The sequence below is a fragment of the uncultured Granulicatella sp. genome (assembly GCF_963515095.1).
GTDB lineage: Bacteria > Bacillota > Bacilli > Lactobacillales > Aerococcaceae > Granulicatella.
Genome location: NZ_CAUPXD010000006.1, coordinates 1 through 20,764 on the forward strand (window position 1 = coordinate 1; position 20,764 = coordinate 20,764).

General features: G+C 31.5%; 17 protein-coding genes. All 17 read left to right on the forward strand.

The annotated features are described in order from the left end of the window. Positions 1-494 (forward strand): LPXTG cell wall anchor domain-containing protein (locus tag RWL86_RS02515; RefSeq protein ID WP_314077022.1); only part of this gene is annotated, 494 nt, incomplete at its 5' end. 114 nt (positions 495-608) lie between these two features. Further along, positions 609-2,150 (forward strand): SP_1767 family glycosyltransferase, encoded by a 1,542-nt coding sequence (locus RWL86_RS02520; RefSeq protein WP_314077023.1) that lies wholly within the window; start codon positions 609-611, stop codon positions 2,148-2,150. A gap of 12 nt (positions 2,151-2,162) precedes the next feature. After that, positions 2,163-3,071, forward strand: a complete 909-nt coding sequence (locus RWL86_RS02525) for a glycosyltransferase family 2 protein (RefSeq protein WP_314077024.1) — start codon at positions 2,163-2,165, stop codon at positions 3,069-3,071. Further along, positions 3,064-4,275: an accessory Sec system protein translocase subunit SecY2 gene (gene secY2 / locus RWL86_RS02530; protein WP_314077025.1), complete on the forward strand. Its 1,212-nt coding sequence runs from the start codon at positions 3,064-3,066 to the stop codon at positions 4,273-4,275. The genes RWL86_RS02525 and secY2 overlap by 8 nt, the downstream gene beginning before the upstream one ends. A gap of 64 nt (positions 4,276-4,339) precedes the next feature. Further along, on the forward strand, positions 4,340-5,881 hold the full coding sequence (gene asp1, locus RWL86_RS02535; protein ID WP_314077026.1) for an accessory Sec system protein Asp1: 1,542 nt from the start codon (positions 4,340-4,342) through the stop codon (positions 5,879-5,881). 1 nt (position 5,882) lies between these two features. Further along, entirely contained in the window at positions 5,883-7,487 is a 1,605-nt protein-coding gene (gene asp2 / locus RWL86_RS02540) for an accessory Sec system protein Asp2 (protein WP_314077027.1), read from the forward strand. After that, a complete protein-coding gene (asp3, locus tag RWL86_RS02545) occupies positions 7,487-7,945 on the forward strand; it encodes an accessory Sec system protein Asp3 (protein WP_314077028.1) in 459 nt (152 codons plus the stop codon). Before asp2 ends, asp3 begins: the two co-directional genes overlap by 1 nt. Beyond that, on the forward strand, positions 7,929-10,301 hold the full coding sequence (secA2, locus tag RWL86_RS02550) for an accessory Sec system translocase SecA2 (RefSeq protein WP_314077029.1): 2,373 nt from the start codon (positions 7,929-7,931) through the stop codon (positions 10,299-10,301). Before asp3 ends, secA2 begins: the two co-directional genes overlap by 17 nt. A gap of 4 nt (positions 10,302-10,305) precedes the next feature. Continuing rightward, positions 10,306-11,823: an accessory Sec system glycosyltransferase GtfA gene (gtfA, locus tag RWL86_RS02555; RefSeq protein WP_314077030.1), complete on the forward strand. Its 1,518-nt coding sequence runs from the start codon at positions 10,306-10,308 to the stop codon at positions 11,821-11,823. After that, positions 11,820-13,118: an accessory Sec system glycosylation chaperone GtfB gene (gtfB, locus tag RWL86_RS02560; RefSeq protein ID WP_314077031.1), complete on the forward strand. Its 1,299-nt coding sequence runs from the start codon at positions 11,820-11,822 to the stop codon at positions 13,116-13,118. Before gtfA ends, gtfB begins: the two co-directional genes overlap by 4 nt. A 12-nt stretch (positions 13,119-13,130) precedes the next feature. Then, the gene (gene asp4, locus RWL86_RS02565) at positions 13,131-13,313 is read left to right on the forward strand and encodes an accessory secretory system protein Asp4 (RefSeq protein ID WP_314077032.1); all 183 of its coding nucleotides are present in this window, start codon (positions 13,131-13,133) and stop codon (positions 13,311-13,313) included. Between the two features lie 4 nt (positions 13,314-13,317). After that, complete coding sequence (locus tag RWL86_RS08425; protein WP_399534321.1) at positions 13,318-13,539, forward strand: accessory secretory protein Asp5; 222 nt, start codon at positions 13,318-13,320, stop codon at positions 13,537-13,539. 54 nt (positions 13,540-13,593) lie between these two features. Further along, complete coding sequence (locus RWL86_RS02570; protein ID WP_314077033.1) at positions 13,594-14,817, forward strand: glycosyltransferase family 8 protein; 1,224 nt, start codon at positions 13,594-13,596, stop codon at positions 14,815-14,817. After that, on the forward strand, positions 14,804-16,027 hold the full coding sequence (locus RWL86_RS02575; RefSeq protein WP_314077034.1) for a glycosyltransferase: 1,224 nt from the start codon (positions 14,804-14,806) through the stop codon (positions 16,025-16,027). Before RWL86_RS02570 ends, RWL86_RS02575 begins: the two co-directional genes overlap by 14 nt. 3 nt (positions 16,028-16,030) lie before the next feature. Then, a complete protein-coding gene (locus RWL86_RS02580; protein ID WP_314077035.1) occupies positions 16,031-17,374 on the forward strand; it encodes a DUF1919 domain-containing protein in 1,344 nt (447 codons plus the stop codon). Positions 17,375-17,393: 19 nt separating this feature from the next. Further along, complete coding sequence (locus RWL86_RS02585) at positions 17,394-18,611, forward strand: glycosyltransferase family 8 protein (protein WP_314077036.1); 1,218 nt, start codon at positions 17,394-17,396, stop codon at positions 18,609-18,611. Beyond that, a complete protein-coding gene (locus RWL86_RS02590) occupies positions 18,608-20,683 on the forward strand; it encodes a glycosyltransferase (RefSeq protein ID WP_314077037.1) in 2,076 nt (691 codons plus the stop codon). The genes RWL86_RS02585 and RWL86_RS02590 overlap by 4 nt, the downstream gene beginning before the upstream one ends. Positions 20,684-20,764: the final 81 nt, after the last annotated feature.

Below are 20,764 nucleotides of genomic sequence, written 5' to 3' on the forward strand. Positions count from 1 at the left end.
CAACAAGTGCAAGTACATCAGCAAGTACGTCAGCGTCAACAAGTGCAAGTACATCAGCGTCAACAAGTGCGTCTTCTATTGTTATTACATCTAAAGGAGATCCATTAAGTCAATCAGCGCTTTCTGAGTTTCCAATTAGTGAATTGAATTCATTGAGTACATCGTTGTCAGTATCAACTAGTGTTTCTATGAACTATTCAAATTCGAATTATTCTTCAGAATCAATCAGTGGAAGTTCATCAGTAAGTAATAGTGATTCAACAAGTATTTTAGAGAGTCATTCACATTCAATGAGTACGAATAATATTAATCATTCGAATAGTGACTCAACAAGTACGGTACCAACGAATACTGATTCGTTAAGACAAGCATCCTTACCGAAAACAGGAACTAAGGGAGAGTTCTCATCTGTGTTTGGAAACGCAGCGATGGCCATTCTTGTAGGATTAGGACTAATGAAACGCAAAGAAGATGAAGATGAGGAATTAGAGTAAAATCTAAACTTTAGAAAAGTCTCGCATTGCTTTTAGCAATGCGACTTTTCCTAGAGTTAATAAAAAATTATTAATTCTAGGAAAAGTTTATATTTCAATGAAGAGAGGTTGTAAATGATGTCTTCTTTAACAATGATTTTGACAATAGATTCTACAAATGAGTTTTGTTGTAAACAATGCCTTGATTCTATTTTTCGACAAACTAAAAATAATTTTGAGTTAGTTCTTTTACAAGATGAAAAAGCAACTTTTTCAATGGATACAATTTCTCATAGTGATGAAAAACCAATTAGAATAAAGCATTATATTTATTCCGGAGCTTTTTTTGATGCGTTGTCGCAAGTTATCTCAACTATTGAATCAGAATACATTACTATCGTTCATGCAAAAGACTGGATTGAACCTACTTATGTAGAAAATTTTCAAAAATCACTTAGAACTCCTGAGATTGATATTATCGTTGGCAATTATTCTAGATTTTTACCAGAAAGTTCAGAGTTTCTATTTCATGTGTTTGGAGAACAAAATCGTATTATTCAGACAACTAAGCGAGTGTATCAGCAACTGGAATATTTGAATTCAAAAGATGAAGCATACCGTAGATTAGGAAATACATTTATTAAAACATCTCTTTTACAATCAATTAAGATTCCTAATCTATCACGAGTTGAGTTAGAAGAATCAATCTTAAAAGAATGTTTTCAACAAAATGGCTCAGTACTTTATCATCATCAAGCTGATTATGTTGTACGTATATTACCTGAAGAAACAGAAAACTGTAGTGCGCATTTTGCTAGTTTAAACTGTATTAGTGATTCTCAAATAACAAAACAATTTACGAATCCTAATTTGCCAATTAAAGTACTTTCTATTCTTGACACCTTGCACTTTATTGAAACTAATGAAGCGAGCGTTGCTCGATTTGGTGATGGAGAGATGGAAATAATGACTGGACAATCTATTCCGTATCAAGATTATGACGAAACACTTGCACATGAGTTAAGAATCATTTATCAACGCCCTAGTGATGAAAGTTTTGTAGTATGTCAATCCGATGTTTTCGAATCATTGGAGAGATACAATGAATTTGCTCAAAATTTTTGGATAAATCATCTGTCACATTATGAATCGTTTTATCGTGAATTAAGTAGGAATCGTTGGTATGGTTCTACATTTATCTCGCGTCCATATATGGATTTAATAGATAAGTCTCACTGTAAAGAATATTTTGAAAAACTTCGTAGATTATGGCAAAATCGGGATGTTTTAATGATTGAAGGTAAAACAAGTCGAAGTGGAGTTGGAAATGATTTATTTGACAATGCAAAAAGTATTACAAGAATTATTGGACCTTCTTCTAATGCCTATCAATTTGTAGATGATTTAGAAATTGCTGCCCAAAAATATGGTAAGAATAAATTAATCTTATTGATGTTAGGTCCAACAGCAAAAGTGCTTTCGTATCGACTTGCTCAAAAAGGATACTGGGCGATTGATATTGGTCATATTGATTCGGAGTATGAATGGTTTAAGATGGGAGCTACATCAAAAGTAAAATTACCACATAAACATACTGCAGAACATAATTTTGATGAGAATATTATTTTTACAAATGACCCTATTTACGATAGTCAAATAGTGGCACAGATTTACTAGAAGGAGAGAAAAATGACACCGCTAATTAGTATTATTATTCCTGTATATAAGGTAGAAGCTTACATTGCTGATTGTATGAATAGTTTATTACAGCAAACTTATAAGAATTTTGAAGTGATTGTGATTAGTGATGGAACTCCTGATAACAGTATTGAAATCGCCCGAACTTTAACTCTTGGTGATGAACGATTTATATTCATTGAACAGGAAAACCATGGTGTTGCCTTCACTAGAAACCTAGGATTAGACTTTGCTAATGGAGATTATATATTTTTTGTAGATCCTGATGATTTTCTAGTAGAAAATGCATTAGAAAAACTCGTTTTGACAGCAAAGTTAACGGATGCTGAGGTTGTGATAGGTGCTTATATGTTGTGGATGGACAATTGTTTTAATGTTTATCGTTTTGAAGATTACTTAGGAAACAATGTTGTACGTGAATGGTCAAAAACGGAAGCGCTAGTAAAAATGGATAGTCTTGCTGATTTTCCATTACTTATGTTTTCTACAGTATGGGGAACTTTATTTTCTTCTCGTGTATTAGATGGATTAAGATTTCCCGATGGAATCCGATATGCCGAAGAACAATTTTTTACATGGAAAGCGTATTTAGCCAGTAATAAAACTGTATCACTTCATCAAGCATTATATGTATATCGCTATAATCCTCAAAGTTTAACGCAAAATTATGACCTAAGTCATTTATCCTACATTGATGCACTTGAGGAAAGATTCGCTTATATTCAAGAACATCCTGAATTGGAGTACCCGATAGAATCTTTTTATGCCGTTTATAAATTTGCTATTAAAAGTAATATTTCCCTATTAGAACAAAATGGATATACAGAAGAAGCTTTACAATTGAAGAAAAAATATACTCAATTTACATTTAAAAATAATCTAGGTGATTTTGATGAATAAAAAAAATTATTGGTATGTAGGTCTTAGATTTACTTGGTCATTATTGATTATTTTTTGTTATTTTTTAGGAAATAAATTAGTGATACCGTATGTTGACATTTCAAAAGTTTTTTTAATAGGTGGGGCTTCAGATTCTATTATATTTGCAAATGCCATTACAGGAGGAAACTTAAGGCAACTGTCACTATTTTCTTTAGGATTGTCTCCTTGGATGTCAGCCATGTTAATTTGGCAGATGATTGTAGTGACCAAAATGTTTGGATGTGACAAATTGCCTGTTAAATATCAAGAAACTGCTCAGATGATAATGACTGCTACTATTAGTATCATTCAAGCGCTAGTGATTGTATTGAAAGCAACTTTTATTGAAGGATATTCGACTCCACAAGTAATGGTAGTGTCAGTGTTAGTGTTAGTGGCTGGAACTTTTTTGATGGTATGGTTGTCCGATTTAAATGCTGCTTATGGGGTAGGAGGATCAATGATGCTAATTATTCCAGGGATGATTGCTTACTTACCTCAAGATGTTATGGATACACTCACTCAAGTTCCATTAGAATCGTATTGGTTTATCATTATTGGAATAATAACAGTTGTTTTATTTCTATCTTCGATTATTTTTGAAAAAGCAAAATATCGTATTCCAATTAATAAGGTTAGTATACATAATCGTTTTAAAAAATATTCTTATTATGAAATGAATTTAAATCCTGCTGGTGGTATGCCAGTGATGTATGCGATGACAATTGTAGCAATCCCTCAATATGTATTTATTCTTTTACAAGTATTTTATCCAGAGAATACTTTATTGCAACGAATCAGCGAAGAAATTAATATTGGGACACCAGGTTGGTTTCTAATTTATTTTTTAATTATTGTATTGCTAGGTTATTCTTTTGCATTTATTAATGTAAATCCAGATAAAGTAGCAGAAAATATGATGAAGCAAGGGGAATATATTTATGGAATTTATCCTGGAAAGGATACAAGAAAGTATATTACAGGTCTTTTATGGCGTTTTTCTTTCGTTGGGAATATTTATTTGATTATGATGGCTTTTCTACCCATTCTTTTAGTGATTAAAGATCCAAGATTAATACGTCTTGGAATGATTCCTGGAATTTTTCTGATTTTTAATGGAATGGTATTACAAATTGAAAATGAAGTTCAAGCAATGATTGTGAATACGAAGTATAAAATTTAAATTGCTGTATGGAAAATAGGAATCTGTTAAAAAATTCTTTTAAATAATGAAGGAGGGAAAACTGATGTATTATTTTTTTCCAGCATGGTATGAACAGGAACAATCATGGCAATCACCACGAATCCCTTGGTATTTCACGGGACAAAAAATAGAATTTGATGAAACGATTCATCAAGTAAGAATATTAAATAGTCAAAATGTCCCATTAAAATTAATGTTATTAAGTTATATTCCTCAATTAAGATATCATTTGCATCGTCACGATATGTATGAAATTCCTCATATATCTTTATTTGATGATTTACAGGGCATTACATCAGTTGAATCACGTACGTTACAGATAGAAGATTTTGAATGGGATGAGTGGTGTGAATTTGTTTATACTCCCTTTGTAGTAAGTGTTTATCGTTTCGGAAAACATTTTGCTACAATTGAATTTACTCAAGAAAGTATTATTTCCCACTTGAATTTTTATGAGAATAATCAACTGATTCGTACACAAATTTATGATGATCGTGGTTTTTTATCGAGTGTTATTGTATATGAAAACGGTCAGTTTTCTTCTCATGAATTTTTTAATGCAGAAGGTATGTGGCAATTTCGTTTGCTTGAAAATGGACAAATTATTGTAAATCCACAACTTAGTTATAAATTTATATCATTAACCTATTCATCATTCGATTTATTTATCGAAGAAAGATTACGAATTTGGATAGGGATTCATCTAAAAAATGGAGACCAAGTAATTTTACCATCTGCCCTTCATCATGAAATAACAGTTTTACCTTTATTACCAGATGATGTATCACTTGTAACAACAACTTTTATCGAGAGACAAAGTAGAGAAAATTTTCTTGCTCTAAAGGGGCTTATTCATCGAAGTAAGGCTATATTAGTTGACCGTCAAGATACTACTCAATATTTAAAAGAGCAACTTCCAATGATGAAAGAAAAAATTCATTATATGCCAGCGTTTGACACACGATTACGCTTAGGAGTTAGTCAACAAAATAAAATGGAGTTATTATATTTTCATGTAAATCCTCAAGATTTTTCAATGGAAATGATTATTCCTGTTTTGCAATATGTAACCTCAAATCAGTTTTCTAAATTAAAAGTAGGAATTATTAATGCAGATATTGCTCCATATCAAGAGCAAATCGAATCTTGGTTGGAAAAATACAAGATTAATTTATTCGCTAATGAAAAAATTAAAGATGATAAAGAAAATATTCTCCCTGGAGAAGAAGAATGGCAAAAAAGAATTGAATTTACACAATTGATGAGTGAGTTAGATGTTATTAAAACGTTGGATATAACAAGATTAGTGATTGATTTTAGTCGAACACCTGATGTCTATATTCAAATTGCTAGTATTAGTGCTGGCATTCCTCAAATTAATTTAGTAGAGACTGAATATGTAAAACATTTGGAAAATGGGTATATTATTCAAACTCCACAAGAATTTGATGAACCAGCTCACTATTATTTAGATCAACTAAAATATTGGAACGAAGCACTTGTTCATGCTATTGAAAAAATTCGTGAAAATACAGGGAATAGATTTGTAGAAAAATGGCAAAGAGTAACAGAAAGTAGGGGATAGTATGCGCTTTTTACAAATTGGTTCACAGAATTGGATGGATACAATTGAGATACAACAAGAAGAAGACCAAAATCAATGGTTTTTTGTCCATGATACTATAACAAATTTGCAAGAATTTGAAATGGTAACACTTGAAATGCGTCAAATTCAAGATAATGATAAAATAAATAAAAACCCAAAAGTGGAAATTCGTCCAACTCATCTTTCTGTAGAGAAATTTATCGGAGAAATAAATGCAATTTTAATAGAAAATCCAAACGGAATGGCAGTTTTATCATTGTTAAAAAATTGGATTCAACCCTATACTGTTTTCTATAATAGAGAAATCCCAGAAACTCGTTTACCAAATTGGAGCAAACTGTATGGATTCTTCCCAATAGATATGTCTAATCACACTGAGTGTTATCATCTTCTTAAAAACGCGCTATTTAATGGACAATATGGAGATAAAATGTCTGTAGCAGAATTTACTATTCAGCCAACTTTAAAACAAGTTGTTACACGTCATAGTTTGAGTCATCTTACAATTGAAGGTGATTTTGGTTTGGAACAGTTTCGTCCAATTGGTTCTTGGAGAATTAATCGTCAGAATTTTACTGGATTGAATTTAGAAATTTGGTTTGAGCATGAATGTTCAGAAGAAGTTGAATTACAATTATGTGTACGTCAAATTCAAGAAGGTTCAATCGAACAAGTCATTAGTGAAGTAGTCTATTCACATGAAGAAATACAAAAAGCAATTGTTTTAGAAGAAACTAACAATGGACAAGTTGCGATATCATTAAAAGCTCGTGGATGCGGAAAGATTGATATAGGAGTCTTACATGTTAGATGGAGTAGAATGGGATTTGGAAAGTTCTTACTAGGTGGAGATATTGTAAGTGATGCTTCAAAAGATGAAATTAATTACTTTTTCCATCCAGGAGATATGAAGCCACCACTTTGTGTTTATTTTTCAGGTTTTCGTTCAGCTGAAGGCTTTGAGGGTTATTTCATGATGAAGAATATGAAGACTCCATTTTTATTGATTTCTGATCAACGATTACTTGGGGGAGCTTTTTATATGGGGAGTTTGGAGTTAGAACAAAAGGTTCGGGAAGTAATCCAAAACAAGTTAGATTTGTTAGGATTTACAAATAGAGAATTGATTTTTTCAGGATTGTCCATGGGAACTTATGGTTCGTTGTATTATGCATCAGATTTTAACCCTCATGCTGTTATTATAGGAAAACCTCTTGCTAATTTAGGGAAGATGGCAGTTTTGAATAAAACGTTTAGCCCCGGAAGTTTCGCGACTTCACTTTATGTGTTAAGAAAATTCACAGAAGGCTTGTCTAGTAATCATGTTCAAAAATTACAAAATCGTTTTTGGGAAAAATTTAGTTCTGGAAATTATGAGAATACGACGTTTGGAATTGTGTATATGAAAGAAGATGATTATGATCCTACTGCTTATTTTGATATTTTATCTCATCTGCATCATTCACACACAAAAATTATTGGTAAAGGATTATCTGGTCGACATTCTGATGCTGCCGATGCTGCAGTCCATTGGTTTTTAATCTATTATAAACATATACTTGAAAGGGATTTTGGTAGAAAATAATGTTGAATATACGTAAGAAGAAAAATAATTCTATTTATTGGGGAGATAGTAATTCTTATGATTTTGGGACCATTCTAACATTTTATGCACGTAATCATGTTTTTTTTGATAATGAATTACTTCCTCCAGGAGAAGTTATTCAGGAATGGTATTCGATTGGAAATTATCAAGCTACTAGAAAAATTACTCCATTACCTTTGTTGAAGAAAAATCAACCATACCACTTGATTCTTGATATGATTCCAACTCCAAATTTAAGTGTTTTTACAAAAATTACTTTTTATAATCGCTATGGAGATGTAGTGAGTTATGAAGTTACTAAATCAAATGAATTATTTTTTGATTATCCTAAAAATGCGTATTCATACAAAATCCAACTCATTAGCGCAGGATTGACTGCCTTAGAATTTCACCATTTAGAGATAAAGGAAGTGAATACGTATGATAATGAATCGTGATCAACGACTACTAAGAAAGCTTGTCAAAAAAATTAATGCGTTAGCACCTGAATTAGAAACAATTAGTGATGAAAAATTAAAACATAAGACAGTTGAATTTAAAGAACGGATTAAAAATGGAGAATCGCTTGACAGTCTTTTAGTGGAAGCTTTTGCAGTTTGTAGGGAGGCTTCTCGTCGTGTTTTAGGGTTATTTCCATATGATGTTCAAGTGATGGGTGGGATAGTCATTCATCAAGGTCGTATTGCAGAAATGGCAACTGGAGAAGGTAAAACGTTAACAGCTACAATGCCTTTATATCTTAATGCATTGTCAGGAAAAAGTGCTATACTTGTAACAGTAAATGGTTATCTTGCTAAAAGAGATGCTGAAGAAATGGGACCAATATATGAATTTCTTGGGTTAAGTGTTGCTTTTGTAGGTGGCGAAGAGGATAAGGAAGATGAATTGTCATCTGATAACAAAGATTCGAAGCAAGATTTATATCAAGCTGATATTGTTTATACTACAAATGCAACATTAGCATTTGATTATCTTATTGAAAACCTTAGTTCTAGTCTTTCAGATCGAGTGTTACCAGAATTTAATTTTGTTGTGATTGATGAAATTGATTCAGTTTTATTGGACACAGCACAAATGCCGTTGATTATTTCTGGAGCACCACGTGTACATTCTAATTTTTATCAAGTTGTGAATACTTTAGTGACTACATTAGATAAGGATATTGATTATAAAGTAGATAAAGAGAAAGCACAAGTTTGGCTTACAAGAAAAGGAATCATTGCTGCGGAACAATATTTTGGTGTTGAAAATTTATTTGAGCAATCATACGAAGAAATGGTTCGGCATATTTATTTAGCGCTGAAAGCTCACGAACTTTATACACGTGATAAAGATTATATTGTTCGTAATAAAAAAGAAGTCCTCTTATTGGATTCAGCCACTGGTCGTGCTTTAGAAGGTACTAAATTAGAAGGTGGAATGCATCAAGCCATTGAAACAAAAGAATCAGTGCCGCTTTCTCCAGAAACAAGAGCTATGGCATCCATTACTTACCAAAACTTCTTTAAAAAGTTTAAAAAAATTTCTGGTATGACTGGAACGGCTTGGACAGTTCGTGAAGAATTTATGGAGACGTATTCTCTGAAAGTTGTACAAATTCCAACGAATAAACCAGTAATACGGAGAGATTTACCCGATCAATTATACGCGACAATCCCAGAAAAAATTGTGGCGAGTTTACAAATGATTCTTGACTATCATGCAAAAGGAAATCCAATTCTTGTTTTTACAGGTTCAGTTGAATTATCCATCATTTATTCAAATTTACTTTTAAGAGAAGGAATTGCTCATAATTTGTTGAATGCCAATAATGCTGCTAGAGAAGCGCAAATCATTAAAGAAGCAGGACAGTTTGGTGCAGTAACAGTTGCTACATCTATGGCTGGTAGAGGTACTGATATTAAGCTTTCTAAAGAAGTGAGAGACCTTGGAGGCTTGGTCGTTGTTGGCGTTGAAAGAATGGAAAATCAACGTGTAGATTTACAAATTCGTGGACGAAGTGGAAGACAGGGAGATCCTGGCATTTCAAAATTCTTTATCTCTCTTGAAGATGATGTTATTCGTAAATGGGGACCAAGTTGGGTAAGAAAAAATTATAATAACTACACCGTAAAAACACAAAATCTTACTCCTAATGAACTGAAAAAAAGAAAATACCGAAAAATTATAAAAAATGCTCAAAAAGCAAGTGAAGCTAGTGGAAAAGCGCAGCGTCAATCTATTGTTGAATATGCACAGAGTATGAATATCCAACGTGAAATGATGTATGCTCGTCGGAACTTGATGATTGAAGGGCAGATTGATGTTTCTAATGAAATTAAAAATATTCTGTATGAACATTTAGAAGAAGCCTCTAAAAATCAATATGAAACTGCAAATGATTTATATCGTTATATTTTAGATAATATTAGTTACCAAGCTTATTTTGAAGAGGTGGATGTAACTAATTCTCAAGCAGTTTCGGAGTTGATTCATAGAATTGCAAATGATGAATTAAAGCAGAAGTATAGCTTATTACAAACTTCTGATCGTATTCAAGAGTTTCATAGACTAGCGATATTAAAAGCAATTGATGCCAATTGGATTGAGCAAGTTGATTATTTACAACAACTTAGAAGTGCCATGAGCGGTTATTATGTGTCACAAAAAAATCCATTGGTAGAATACTATCAAGAAGCGTATGAAGGATTTGAAGATATGAAATCTTCTATAAAAAAACAAGTAGTTCAAAATTTATTATTAAGTACGTTGGAGGTGAATGATAAGGGGAAAATTTATATGAATTTCCCTTAAAATTATGACAGTTTATAATATTAATCTTGGAATTGGCTGGGCTAGTAGCGGTGTTGAATATGCTCAAGCCTATCGTGCAAATATTCTTAGACATACGAATGAAAATGCTAAATTTATTTTTATGGATTTAATTTTAGCAGATAATATTGCTCATTTAACTCAAAATATGGGATTTCGTCATTCAGAGATTATTTGGCTTTACCAATTTTTTAGTGACATTCCGATTCATCCAACAACGATGACAGTTGAAGAAGTTTTATCTGGTGTTGTAGGTACTCCAGAGTATAGTGAGAAATTAAGCGATAGAGTAGTCCGGTATTTTTATCCAGAAACCGATTCATTTGTAACTTGTTATTTCGTACGTAACTCTAATCAATTAGTTGAGCATGCTGAATTTGTTTTTCGTGGAAATCTTTTACGGAAAGATTATTATTCAACGAAACGTTACTTGAGTGAATTTTTTGTTCCGAAAGATGGTGTTGCAGTTTGTTATAATCGTACGATTTATAACTCAGATGGAACAACGGCTTACGAAATTCTGATTGAAAATGGAGAAGAAGTGCTCTTTCGTTTTAAGAATCATGTATGTTATGGAAGAACTGAGTTCATCGCTTATTTTCTTGAACAATTACAATTTACAACAGAGGATATCATTATTTTAGATCGAGAAACGGATATTGGTTCAATAGTATTTGAACGTGCGGTACGTGATGGAGCTAAACTTGGAGTGGTCGTTCATGCGGAACATTTTAGTGATGCTATTCAAACAGATGACTATCTTTTGTGGAATAATTTTTATGATTATCAGTTTACGAATGCTGATAAAGTTGATTTTTTCATTGTATCAACTCAAGCTCAAAAAGATGTATTAGCAGCGCAGTTTGCAAAATATACTCCACATAATCCGAAAATTATTGTTCTTCCGGTAGGGAGTATTGATTGTTTGAAGATGAGTGACTATCGCAAACCATTTTCTTTAATGACAGCCTCTCGTTTAGCGGGTGAGAAGCATGTAGATTGGTTAGTAAGAGGCGTAGCACTAGCACATGAGGTTATTCCTAATTTAACCTTTGATATTTATGGTAGTGGTGGAGAAGAAGGAAAAATTAGAGAAACAATTGAAAAATATCATGCAGGAGAATATATACATCTTATGGGGCATTGTGATTTAACGGATGTATATCAACAATATGAAGTATATTTAACGGCATCTACAAGTGAGGGGTTTGGATTAACATTACTAGAAGCCATTGGATCAGGTTTAGCGATGATTGGTTTTGATGTTCCTTATGGAAATCAAACTTTTATAAACAATGAAGAAAATGGATATCTGATTCCGTTAAGTAAACATCGTGTTGAAGATGTGATTGCGAAGTCATTTTCGGAAGAAATCATTCGCCTTTATCACACAAATGCGTTATCCTATATGCGAAATGAAAGTTATCGTCTTGCTGAGGATTTTCTTACAAAAAATCTTGTGGAAAAATGGAAAAAATTATTGGTAGAGGAGATTGCTAAATGATTATTGTAGATGCTTGGACACAGTTAGCAAAGGATTTAGTTTATACTTTGAATAGACTGGGACAGAAAAATGTAGTTATTTCCTTAGAACCAGATGGTTTTCTACCTTCTTATATCGAAAATCCCTTTTTGTACTATTTAGGTAATCGTCAAAAAGTAGGTAAACCATTATTCTTCAATCAAGTTATTGTTCCAGATTTTTGGGAAATTCAAGGAGATGCTCATCGCGGATGGATTCGTCAACAAAATAAAACAAGAGCTAATATTGTTTATTTACCAGATTCTCCTTTTCGTCAAGTAAAAGCTGTTGAATGGCTTGATAATCATGGCAATGTGAAAAGCGTTGACCATTATAATAAATTTGGAGAAATTTTTGCTAAAACTCATTATATGGAGGAAAATCAACCATTTCAAACGATTTATTATGATGAATTGGGATACGAGCGTATTATTGAAAACCATGTAACGCAAGATATTTTACTAATGGTAGAAGAAGGAATGCGTGTGTTTCATGATCGTGTGGCTTTTTATATTTCTTTTTTAAAAGAACGTCAATATGATTTGAGTCAAATTATATTCAATAGTTTAGCTGCTTCATTTTTTGTTTCGTTAGGTTTAGAAAATTCTGGCAATGATTTATTAGTTTGGCAAGAAGAAATCAATCATGAACTTCCGGGGAATATGCAATTCATTCTTGAAAATCGTTCTATCCGTTGCAATAAGATTCTTGTACCGATTCCTGAAACGTATCATCGTATTCAACAACTTGTTTCTTCTGAATATAAAAATATGTTTGAACCTTTTGAGTATATGTATGAATGGACAAAAGAAAATCAATATAAAAAACAAGCTCTTATTGTTACGAATTCCGATCAAATCGAACAACTTCAAACACTTGTTGAAAGTATACCAGAATTGACATTCCATATAGCCGCTCCAACGGAGATGTCTGCAACATTAATGGATTATATTCGTTATAAAAATGTTGTGTTGCATCAAACTGTTTCTCAAGAACAATTAAATGATTTATATCAACAATGTGATATTTATTTAGATATCAATCATTACCAGGAAGTTCCTCTATCAATAAGGAGAGCTTTCCTAGCAAATCAACTAATATTAGCGTATAGTCATACCATTCATCAACGTCAATATGTAGCTCAAGAACATATTTTTGAAGTAGAGAATACAAATAACATGATTGAATTACTTAAAAGATGTATTGAAAATCAAATAACTTTTGAAGAAGAGCTGATTCGACAACGTAAATCAGCTGGCGTCCGTGATGGAAAGTAGAAAGGATTCATTATGAGTGAAAAAGATAATCTATTTTATGAAGAAATAGAAGCAAAGCTTGAATATATGAAACAACATCCTATAGAAGAAGAAAAAGATACGATTAGTTCAAAATTAAATAAAACTTTTTCGATTTCGTTAGGCTTAGTGATTATTTTTGGATTACTAATAACGTTATTAGGTTTGTTGAGGTGATTAGATGAATCAGCTTTTTTTAACACTATTAACAATTCTTTCTATTCTATTAATAATTTTAATAGGAAGTTTGCCACGTCAAATGCAAAATTTTTCAAATGATTTGACCGTTCAAAACAAGAAAGCAAGTTATTGGAAGACACGAACAGGAATTAAATTGACCGTGCTAGTGTGCGCTATTCTTTTTGCAATTATTCTTTTCGTATTAATGATAATGAATTATTGATTTTTACAGACAGATATCGTTATAAATTTTTCAATGAAAAAGGGGAGATGGAATATGGTTCAAAAAGCAGTTGTACTTAATGGTGATGCAGGTTATTTTCCAATGATTGAAACAACGATGAAATCAATTTGTGCGCATCATCGTCATTTGAAATTTTATATATTAAATGAGGATATCCCAACAGAGTGGTTTACAGTGATGAATCAGAGGTTAAAGGCAATTGGCTCCCAAGTTGTGAATGTTAAAGTACCTGCTTGGAAATTTGATAAATTTTTCTTACCAAAGTTTCATTTACATAAAGCAATGTATTTTCGGTTTTTAATAGCTGATTATGTTGAGGAAAATCGTGCGGTTTATTTTGATAGTGATATGATTATTACAGATTCATTGGAAGAACTTTGGACGATGAGTTTGGATGGTTATGATATTGCTGCAGTTCCTGATTTACCAACTGTCCCTGAGGGATTTAATTCAGGCTTAATGGTCATAGATGTTTTAAAATGGAGAGAAAAAAATATTAGTGAAGAACTGCTTACATTAACTGAACAAATTCATGAACAAACCTATGGAGATCAAGGTGTTTTAAATACTTACTTTAAGCAACAATGGAAATCATTGCCGTTAACTTACAATTTACAGGTTGGAAGTGATCATGTTGAATTTCGTCAAGGAAATATGTCATGGTATACGCTGTTTTCTAAAGTACCAAAAGTGATTCACTATACACTTTGGAACAAACCATGGAAACAATTAAAATTTAATCGTTTTAGAGAAGTATGGTGGTTATACTATGGATTTAGTTGGGAAGATGTGTTGCTTCATAGTCCGACTATTCAACTAAAGTGGGAAGAATTTGTAGATAGCTTGAAGTATCATACAGCAATTTTTACTTATTCAGCAGAAATGGAACAATTAGAAACTCTTGTAAAGGAACTTTCTGAAGTTCAGTTTAATATATTAGCCCCCACTTATTTTGCTAGTGAAGTAATGGAGTTAGAACGCTATCCAAATGTATGTTTATATTCAAATTTTGATCCATTTGAAGAAAAACAAGTGTTAGAGAAGATGGATTTTTATCTTGATATTAATTATTTTGATGAGTGTAACAATATCATCCAAAGAGTAAAACAACTCGAAAAGCCAATTTTCGCTTTTACGACTACTACTCACGATGATAGTAAGGAAAGTCAATTATTTGAACCTACAAATACAGAAGGGATGATTCTCGCTATTCGAGATTACTTAAAAAGAAAGGACTTTAAAGATGAAAACATATAAAAAAGCGATTGCTTTATGTGCAGATAATCATTATATGGACAAAGTAGAAACGTTAATAAAATCAGTTTCTGTTTATAACCATCAAGTCAGATTTTATGTTTTTAACGATGAACTACCTACAGAATGGTTTCAAATAATGCAAAAACATCTTTCTGTTATTGGCTCAGAAATAGTTAATATCAAAATTACAGCACATTCATTAAAAAACTATCATCTTCCTAATGAATTTTTAAGCTATGCTACATTTTTTAGATACTTCATTGCTGATTTTGTTGTAGAAGATCAAATTGTTTATTTAGACTCGGATATGATTGTGACAGATTCACTGGATGATTTATTTTATCTTGATTTGAAGGAATATCCTATTGCTGCGGTTCGTGACTATATTCCTACAGGATTTCTTGAAACGTTTAATGCAGGTATGTTAGTAATACCTACAAAAAGATGGCGTGAGGAAAATATTTCTCATCAATTATTAGCATTAACAGAAATTCATCATGAAAGCACTTATGGTGACCAAGGAATTTTAAATATGCTATTTGAAAATCAGTGGATTCACTTGGATAAAAAATATAACTTTATGGTTGGAATTGATAATTTTATGCATTTGAGAGGAAATCATGATTGGTTTTCTTCTCAATATCGTTTAAATCATCTCCCTGTTATTATTCATTATACAATGGAATTTAAACCTTGGACGCATATAACTTTGACACGTTTTAGGAAAGTATGGTGGTTTTATTACGGACTTAGCTGGAGTGACATTTTGTTATCAAATGATATTGTCAAACGCGACTTTTCAACATTAGTATCTCATTCATGTTATCATGCGTGTATTTTTACTAATTCTGCAAATATGGAACAGTTAGACTTGTTATTAGATGCTTTACCGGAAGTTCATTTCAGTATTTTAGCATATACAGACTTTGCACCAAGTGTGATTGATCAGCAACGTCATTTGAATTTATCCCTATACCCTAATTTTAGTCCATTTAATGCTGAAGAAATTTTGGAAAATATGGATTTCTATTTAGATATTAATGATGAAGATGAAATTTATGACATTATTCAAAAGGTAAAAGAACTTGAAAAGCCAATTTTCGCTTTTACAACGACTAGTCATGACAATAGTGACTATAGTCAGAAATATGAACCTTTTGAAATTCATCAAATGATAGATGCAATCAAAACTTATTTAAAGGAAGTGTAGTTCATGTTGCCAGTGATAATGATTATCATTTTATATCATGGAGATTCTAACCAACTAGAACGTATTCTTGAAATTATTAAAAAGCAAACGTATCCTAATCTTATCATAAGAGTATTCAATGAAGATACAACTTCTCGTTTACCAATGGGAATGACAGAATTTCAAGTAGAAGAATTACTTCAATCAGATACTAATTATGTGATTTTTATTGATGATTATCATTCAATGTTTGAAGAATCTATTGAAAAATTATATCATACAGCTGCTTTAACAGATGCGGATATTACAATGGGAAATTATGCTGACTACTCTGATGGACAATTTTATTTTTATAATTTTGGACAGGACTGGATTGTTAAATCTGTTTCAAAAGAAACTTATTTAGAAAACAATGCGACAAGTGAAGTTGCTAATTTTTCCCTTTACGGATCACTTGAAGGAAAATTGTTTCATAAGCGATTGTTTTATAATTTATGTACATGGATATCCTCTCAACTAAATTGGAGATTAGCGATTGAAGCCCAAAATATTGCCTATGTGAATTATCCAACCTCTGTGAGAATCTCTCAACAAATTCCTGTTCAATCTTATTATAAAGAATCATTACAAAGTTTTCAGGAATTAATGAAAGTTGGACAATCTTTGAATATTTTTTCTATGGATAAGGCAAAAAAACAGTATATTCAATTATTAGCGAATTATTCTGAATGGTTAAAAAACGAAGGAGCTATTAAAGAATCAAATCGTGTTTATCAAATGCTAATCACAGCAGAAAATGGTATTTTTCCTTTTTTAGATTTATTATCATTAGATTTTACAATTATTAGTAATAATTGCGTTGGAGGCTTAATTTATAAACAAATGGGACTCCCATACACAACACCATTTGTGGGACTGTTTATCTTACCAGAAGATTATTATCGTTTGACTAAAGATATTCGTTCTTATTTAGAGTTACCAATAGTGTTTGATGAGGAGTTAAAGTTATTTCAACTTGGTCAATATTTTTATCCTGTAGGACATTTAGGAGATGTTACCTTACATTTTCTGCATTATGAGAGTGTAGAGGAAGCAAGAGATAAGTGGAATAGAAGAAAAAAACGAATGAATTGGAATAATATTTATTTTAAATTCGATAATCGAGATGGTATAAGTGATGAATTATTAGAGAAAGTAGATCAATTACCCTATCATAATAAAATTATTTTAGTACATAAAAAATATCCACATTTAATGCATCAACAAGTAGTAGAAGGTAGTGAAAAAGATGAAGTTGGAATTATCAATACTCCTTTACAAGCTTGGGATGTCATTAGTTGGCTAAATAAGGGTGGAAATGAATTATAATGAATTGTGAGGAATCAATATGTCATATCATGCTATTGTATTATGTGGAGACAATGCATATATAGAAAAAATAAGTACAACAATGAAGTCCATTTGTATGTACAATAAAGGGATCCATTTTTATATTTTTAATGATGATATTCCTCAAGAATGGTTCTTAATGATGAATCGTCGATTGAAAGTGATTGATTGTAAAGTAACAGATGTAAAAATAAATGCAGATTCAGTTAGTCATTTTGTTCTTCCAAGTTCTCATATTAATTATCGAACGTATTATAGATATTTTATTGGAGAATTTGTTCAAGAAGAACGAGCTATTTATTTGGATAGCGATATGATTGTAACAGATTCTTTACAACCTTTGTTTGAGGTATCGTTAGATCATTATATGATTGGTGCCGTTCCTGATTTACCAAAAGAAGAGATAACATTTAATGCTGGGCTGTTAGTAATAGATGTTACAAAATTTAGAAAAGAACGTTGCTTAGAATCTTTATTACAGCTAACTAATGACATTGGAGCAACTGTTTACGGAGATCAAGGCGTATTAAATGAATATTTTAAAGAACGTTGGTTAAAACTCCCTGTAAAATATAATTTACAAGTGGGGGCAGATAATTACTTAAATTTAATCGGATCTTCTGATTGGTTTGAGAAAAGTAAAGAATTTCCAGTTGTTATTCATTATACATTGAAGGAAAAACCATGGAAAGAAGTTCGAATGAATCGTTATCGTGATATTTGGTGGAAATATTATATGCTTGAATGGTCAGATATTCTTCTGAAAAAACCAATGGCTTATCTTCATTGGAATCAGTTAGTGAACTTACCGAATGTTAACACTGCGATTTTTACTAATACTGCAAATGTCGAACAACTGGAATATTTAGCAACCTCATTCCCTCAAGTTCAATTTCATGTTGGAGCGCATACCTTTTTTGGAGAAGATATATGGAAACTTCGTTCCTATACCAATATTGCCTTTTATCCTGCGATTGAAATGATAAAAGCAGAAGAAATCATTCAGAAAATTGATTTTTACTTAGATATTAATTATGAAAATGAAATTCTTAATATTATAGAAATTTGTAAAGAAAAACAAATTACTATTTTTTCTTTTTATCAAACTTCTCATGATGAGAGTGACTATAGTAGAAAATATGATTTGGCAGAGAAAGAAACATTAGTAAAGGATATTCAAAATTTTATTGAGCAGATTAAAGGAGAGCAGTTATGAAAACATTCGTTTTAACAGGGGATGCTACTTATTTGACTCCAATCGAAACGGTAATAAAATCTATCTTATATCATCATCAAGGTGTGAAAATTTATTTTATTCATCAGGATGTATCATCAGAATGGTTAGAACGATTGAAAACAGAAGTTACGAATCTTGGAAGTGTGTTAGAAGGCATTCAGTTACAAGAGAATACTGTGCAATCCGATTGGATTACATTTGATCATATTTCCCCTATTGGTTTTGCTCGCTATTGGATTCCAGAACTCATTGAGGAAGATAGAGTCCTCTATTTAGATTGCGATATGATTGTTCATCAGCCTTTAGATGAATTGTTTGAATTAGATTTGCAAGGACATTTTTTGGCGGCAGTTCAAGATGCTAAAGGTATAGGTTTTAATTCTGGTATGATGGTAATCGATAATCAAAAATGGCGTCATGCTTCTATTACTAAAAAGCTTATTCATCAAACGATTGAAAATGTTGGAAATGGACAGAATTTAATGGGTGATCAAGAAGTGTTGAATCATGTTTTTGGAGAGAATTGGCTTCCTTTAGAACAACTGTATAATTTGCAAGTAGGTCATGATACTTATGCATTTTATGGAAATTGGACCCAACATTTTATATCAAAAGATGTACCGAAAGTCATCCATTATACGACTCACCGAAAACCATGGAATAGTATTGTTGGTTATCGTTATCGAAATGTATGGTTTGACTATTTGTCTCTTACTTATGAGCAAATTCAAATGCACTATATGGGGGAATTTGATTTTAAAAATTTATACAAACGATATGTTGTAAATCTTTTTTCATTTACGGATAGTCAAGATTTTCTTTACATAAAAGAATTAGTAGAATCGCTACCAGATGTTGCTTTTCATATTGGAGCTTATACACAAATGGGTGATAAATTATTGCAACTTAATCAGTATTCGAATGTATATCTCTATCCTGAGATTGTAGGTGATGTACTTGATGAGTTAATGAATGTTTGTGATGCCTATCTCGATACGCATTTTGGAAATAATCAACAGAGGTTCGTTGAGGAATTTATTCGACAACATAAGAAAATTTTGGCTTTTGATTGTACGAGTAAAAATCCTGAATATGAAATTATAACAAATTCTCAAACACCAGAAGAGATGATACAAACGATTAGGCAACTATCAACACCACTTATTAGTGTGATTATTCCTATTTACAATGTTCAAAATTATTTAGAAGAATGTATCACAAGTGTTTTAAATCAAACCTATCCTAATGTTGAAGTGATTTTAGTGAATGATGGCTCTACAGATAGAAGTTCTGAAATCTGTGAGTATTATTCAACACAGGATGAACGGATTATTTATATTTCACAAGAAAATAAAGGGTTATCTGGTGCACGTAATCGTGGCATTGAAGAAGCTAATGGAGATTATGTCGTGTTTATTGATGGAGATGATATAATGGATCGCCACCAATTAAGACTATTATATGAAAAATTAGTGGAATATGATGCAGATATTGCTATAGGAAGCTATCATCAATATTTAGAACAAGATGGTTGTTTTTATATTCATTTTACGGATGAAGATTATATTGAGAAATTATACTTTCGCGATGAACTGATTGACAATCTTCCGGAATTAGAAAGAATTGATTTATCTTTTGTGACTTCGTGGGGAAAATTATTTAAAAAGCATTTATTTGATCATGTGAAATTTCCATTAAATAAATTAGCAGAAGATACCTTTATTATGTATAAATTATTTTTACAATATGAAAAAATAATTTTTGTGAAAAAAAGTTTATATATGTATCGTAAGCATCTATCTAGTCAAACTGGTGTAAAAATGTCAGAAGATAAACTTTCTTTTGCTCCGGAAGCAAGAGGAGAGCGATTAGCGTTATTGTCAGCATTAGGTTATGATATTAAAAATCATGCACTTTGGTATAGAGACGGTTTAAAATTTTCATTACACGAAGCTTTTGAAAATGGTTTACAAAATACTGAAACAGCACGACGTATTCAAGAAAATCTTTATTTTTTAGAGCATTATTATGTGAATCATGAAGATAAATAATATGAATTTTCTTTAGTAGCTTAGGATGCAAGCAGCTTCGCAAATGCGAATTTCATTGCTAAAACGAAATTTCAATTATAT

Coding starts and splice junctions, on each gene's coding strand:
- RWL86_RS02520 (WP_314077023.1), top strand. CDS start 609: ATGATGTCTTCTTTAACAATGATTTTGACAATAGATTCTACAAATGAG.
- RWL86_RS02525 (WP_314077024.1), top strand. CDS start 2,163: ATGACACCGCTAATTAGTATTATTATTCCTGTATATAAGGTAGAAGCT.
- secY2 (WP_314077025.1), top strand. CDS start 3,064: ATGAATAAAAAAAATTATTGGTATGTAGGTCTTAGATTTACTTGGTCA.
- asp1 (WP_314077026.1), top strand. CDS start 4,340: ATGTATTATTTTTTTCCAGCATGGTATGAACAGGAACAATCATGGCAA.
- asp2 (WP_314077027.1), top strand. CDS start 5,883: ATGCGCTTTTTACAAATTGGTTCACAGAATTGGATGGATACAATTGAG.
- asp3 (WP_314077028.1), top strand. CDS start 7,487: ATGTTGAATATACGTAAGAAGAAAAATAATTCTATTTATTGGGGAGAT.
- secA2 (WP_314077029.1), top strand. CDS start 7,929: ATGATAATGAATCGTGATCAACGACTACTAAGAAAGCTTGTCAAAAAA.
- gtfA (WP_314077030.1), top strand. CDS start 10,306: ATGACAGTTTATAATATTAATCTTGGAATTGGCTGGGCTAGTAGCGGT.
- gtfB (WP_314077031.1), top strand. CDS start 11,820: ATGATTATTGTAGATGCTTGGACACAGTTAGCAAAGGATTTAGTTTAT.
- asp4 (WP_314077032.1), top strand. CDS start 13,131: ATGAGTGAAAAAGATAATCTATTTTATGAAGAAATAGAAGCAAAGCTT.
- RWL86_RS08425 (WP_399534321.1), top strand. CDS start 13,318: ATGAATCAGCTTTTTTTAACACTATTAACAATTCTTTCTATTCTATTA.
- RWL86_RS02570 (WP_314077033.1), top strand. CDS start 13,594: ATGGTTCAAAAAGCAGTTGTACTTAATGGTGATGCAGGTTATTTTCCA.
- RWL86_RS02575 (WP_314077034.1), top strand. CDS start 14,804: ATGAAAACATATAAAAAAGCGATTGCTTTATGTGCAGATAATCATTAT.
- RWL86_RS02580 (WP_314077035.1), top strand. CDS start 16,031: ATGTTGCCAGTGATAATGATTATCATTTTATATCATGGAGATTCTAAC.
- RWL86_RS02585 (WP_314077036.1), top strand. CDS start 17,394: ATGTCATATCATGCTATTGTATTATGTGGAGACAATGCATATATAGAA.
- RWL86_RS02590 (WP_314077037.1), top strand. CDS start 18,608: ATGAAAACATTCGTTTTAACAGGGGATGCTACTTATTTGACTCCAATC.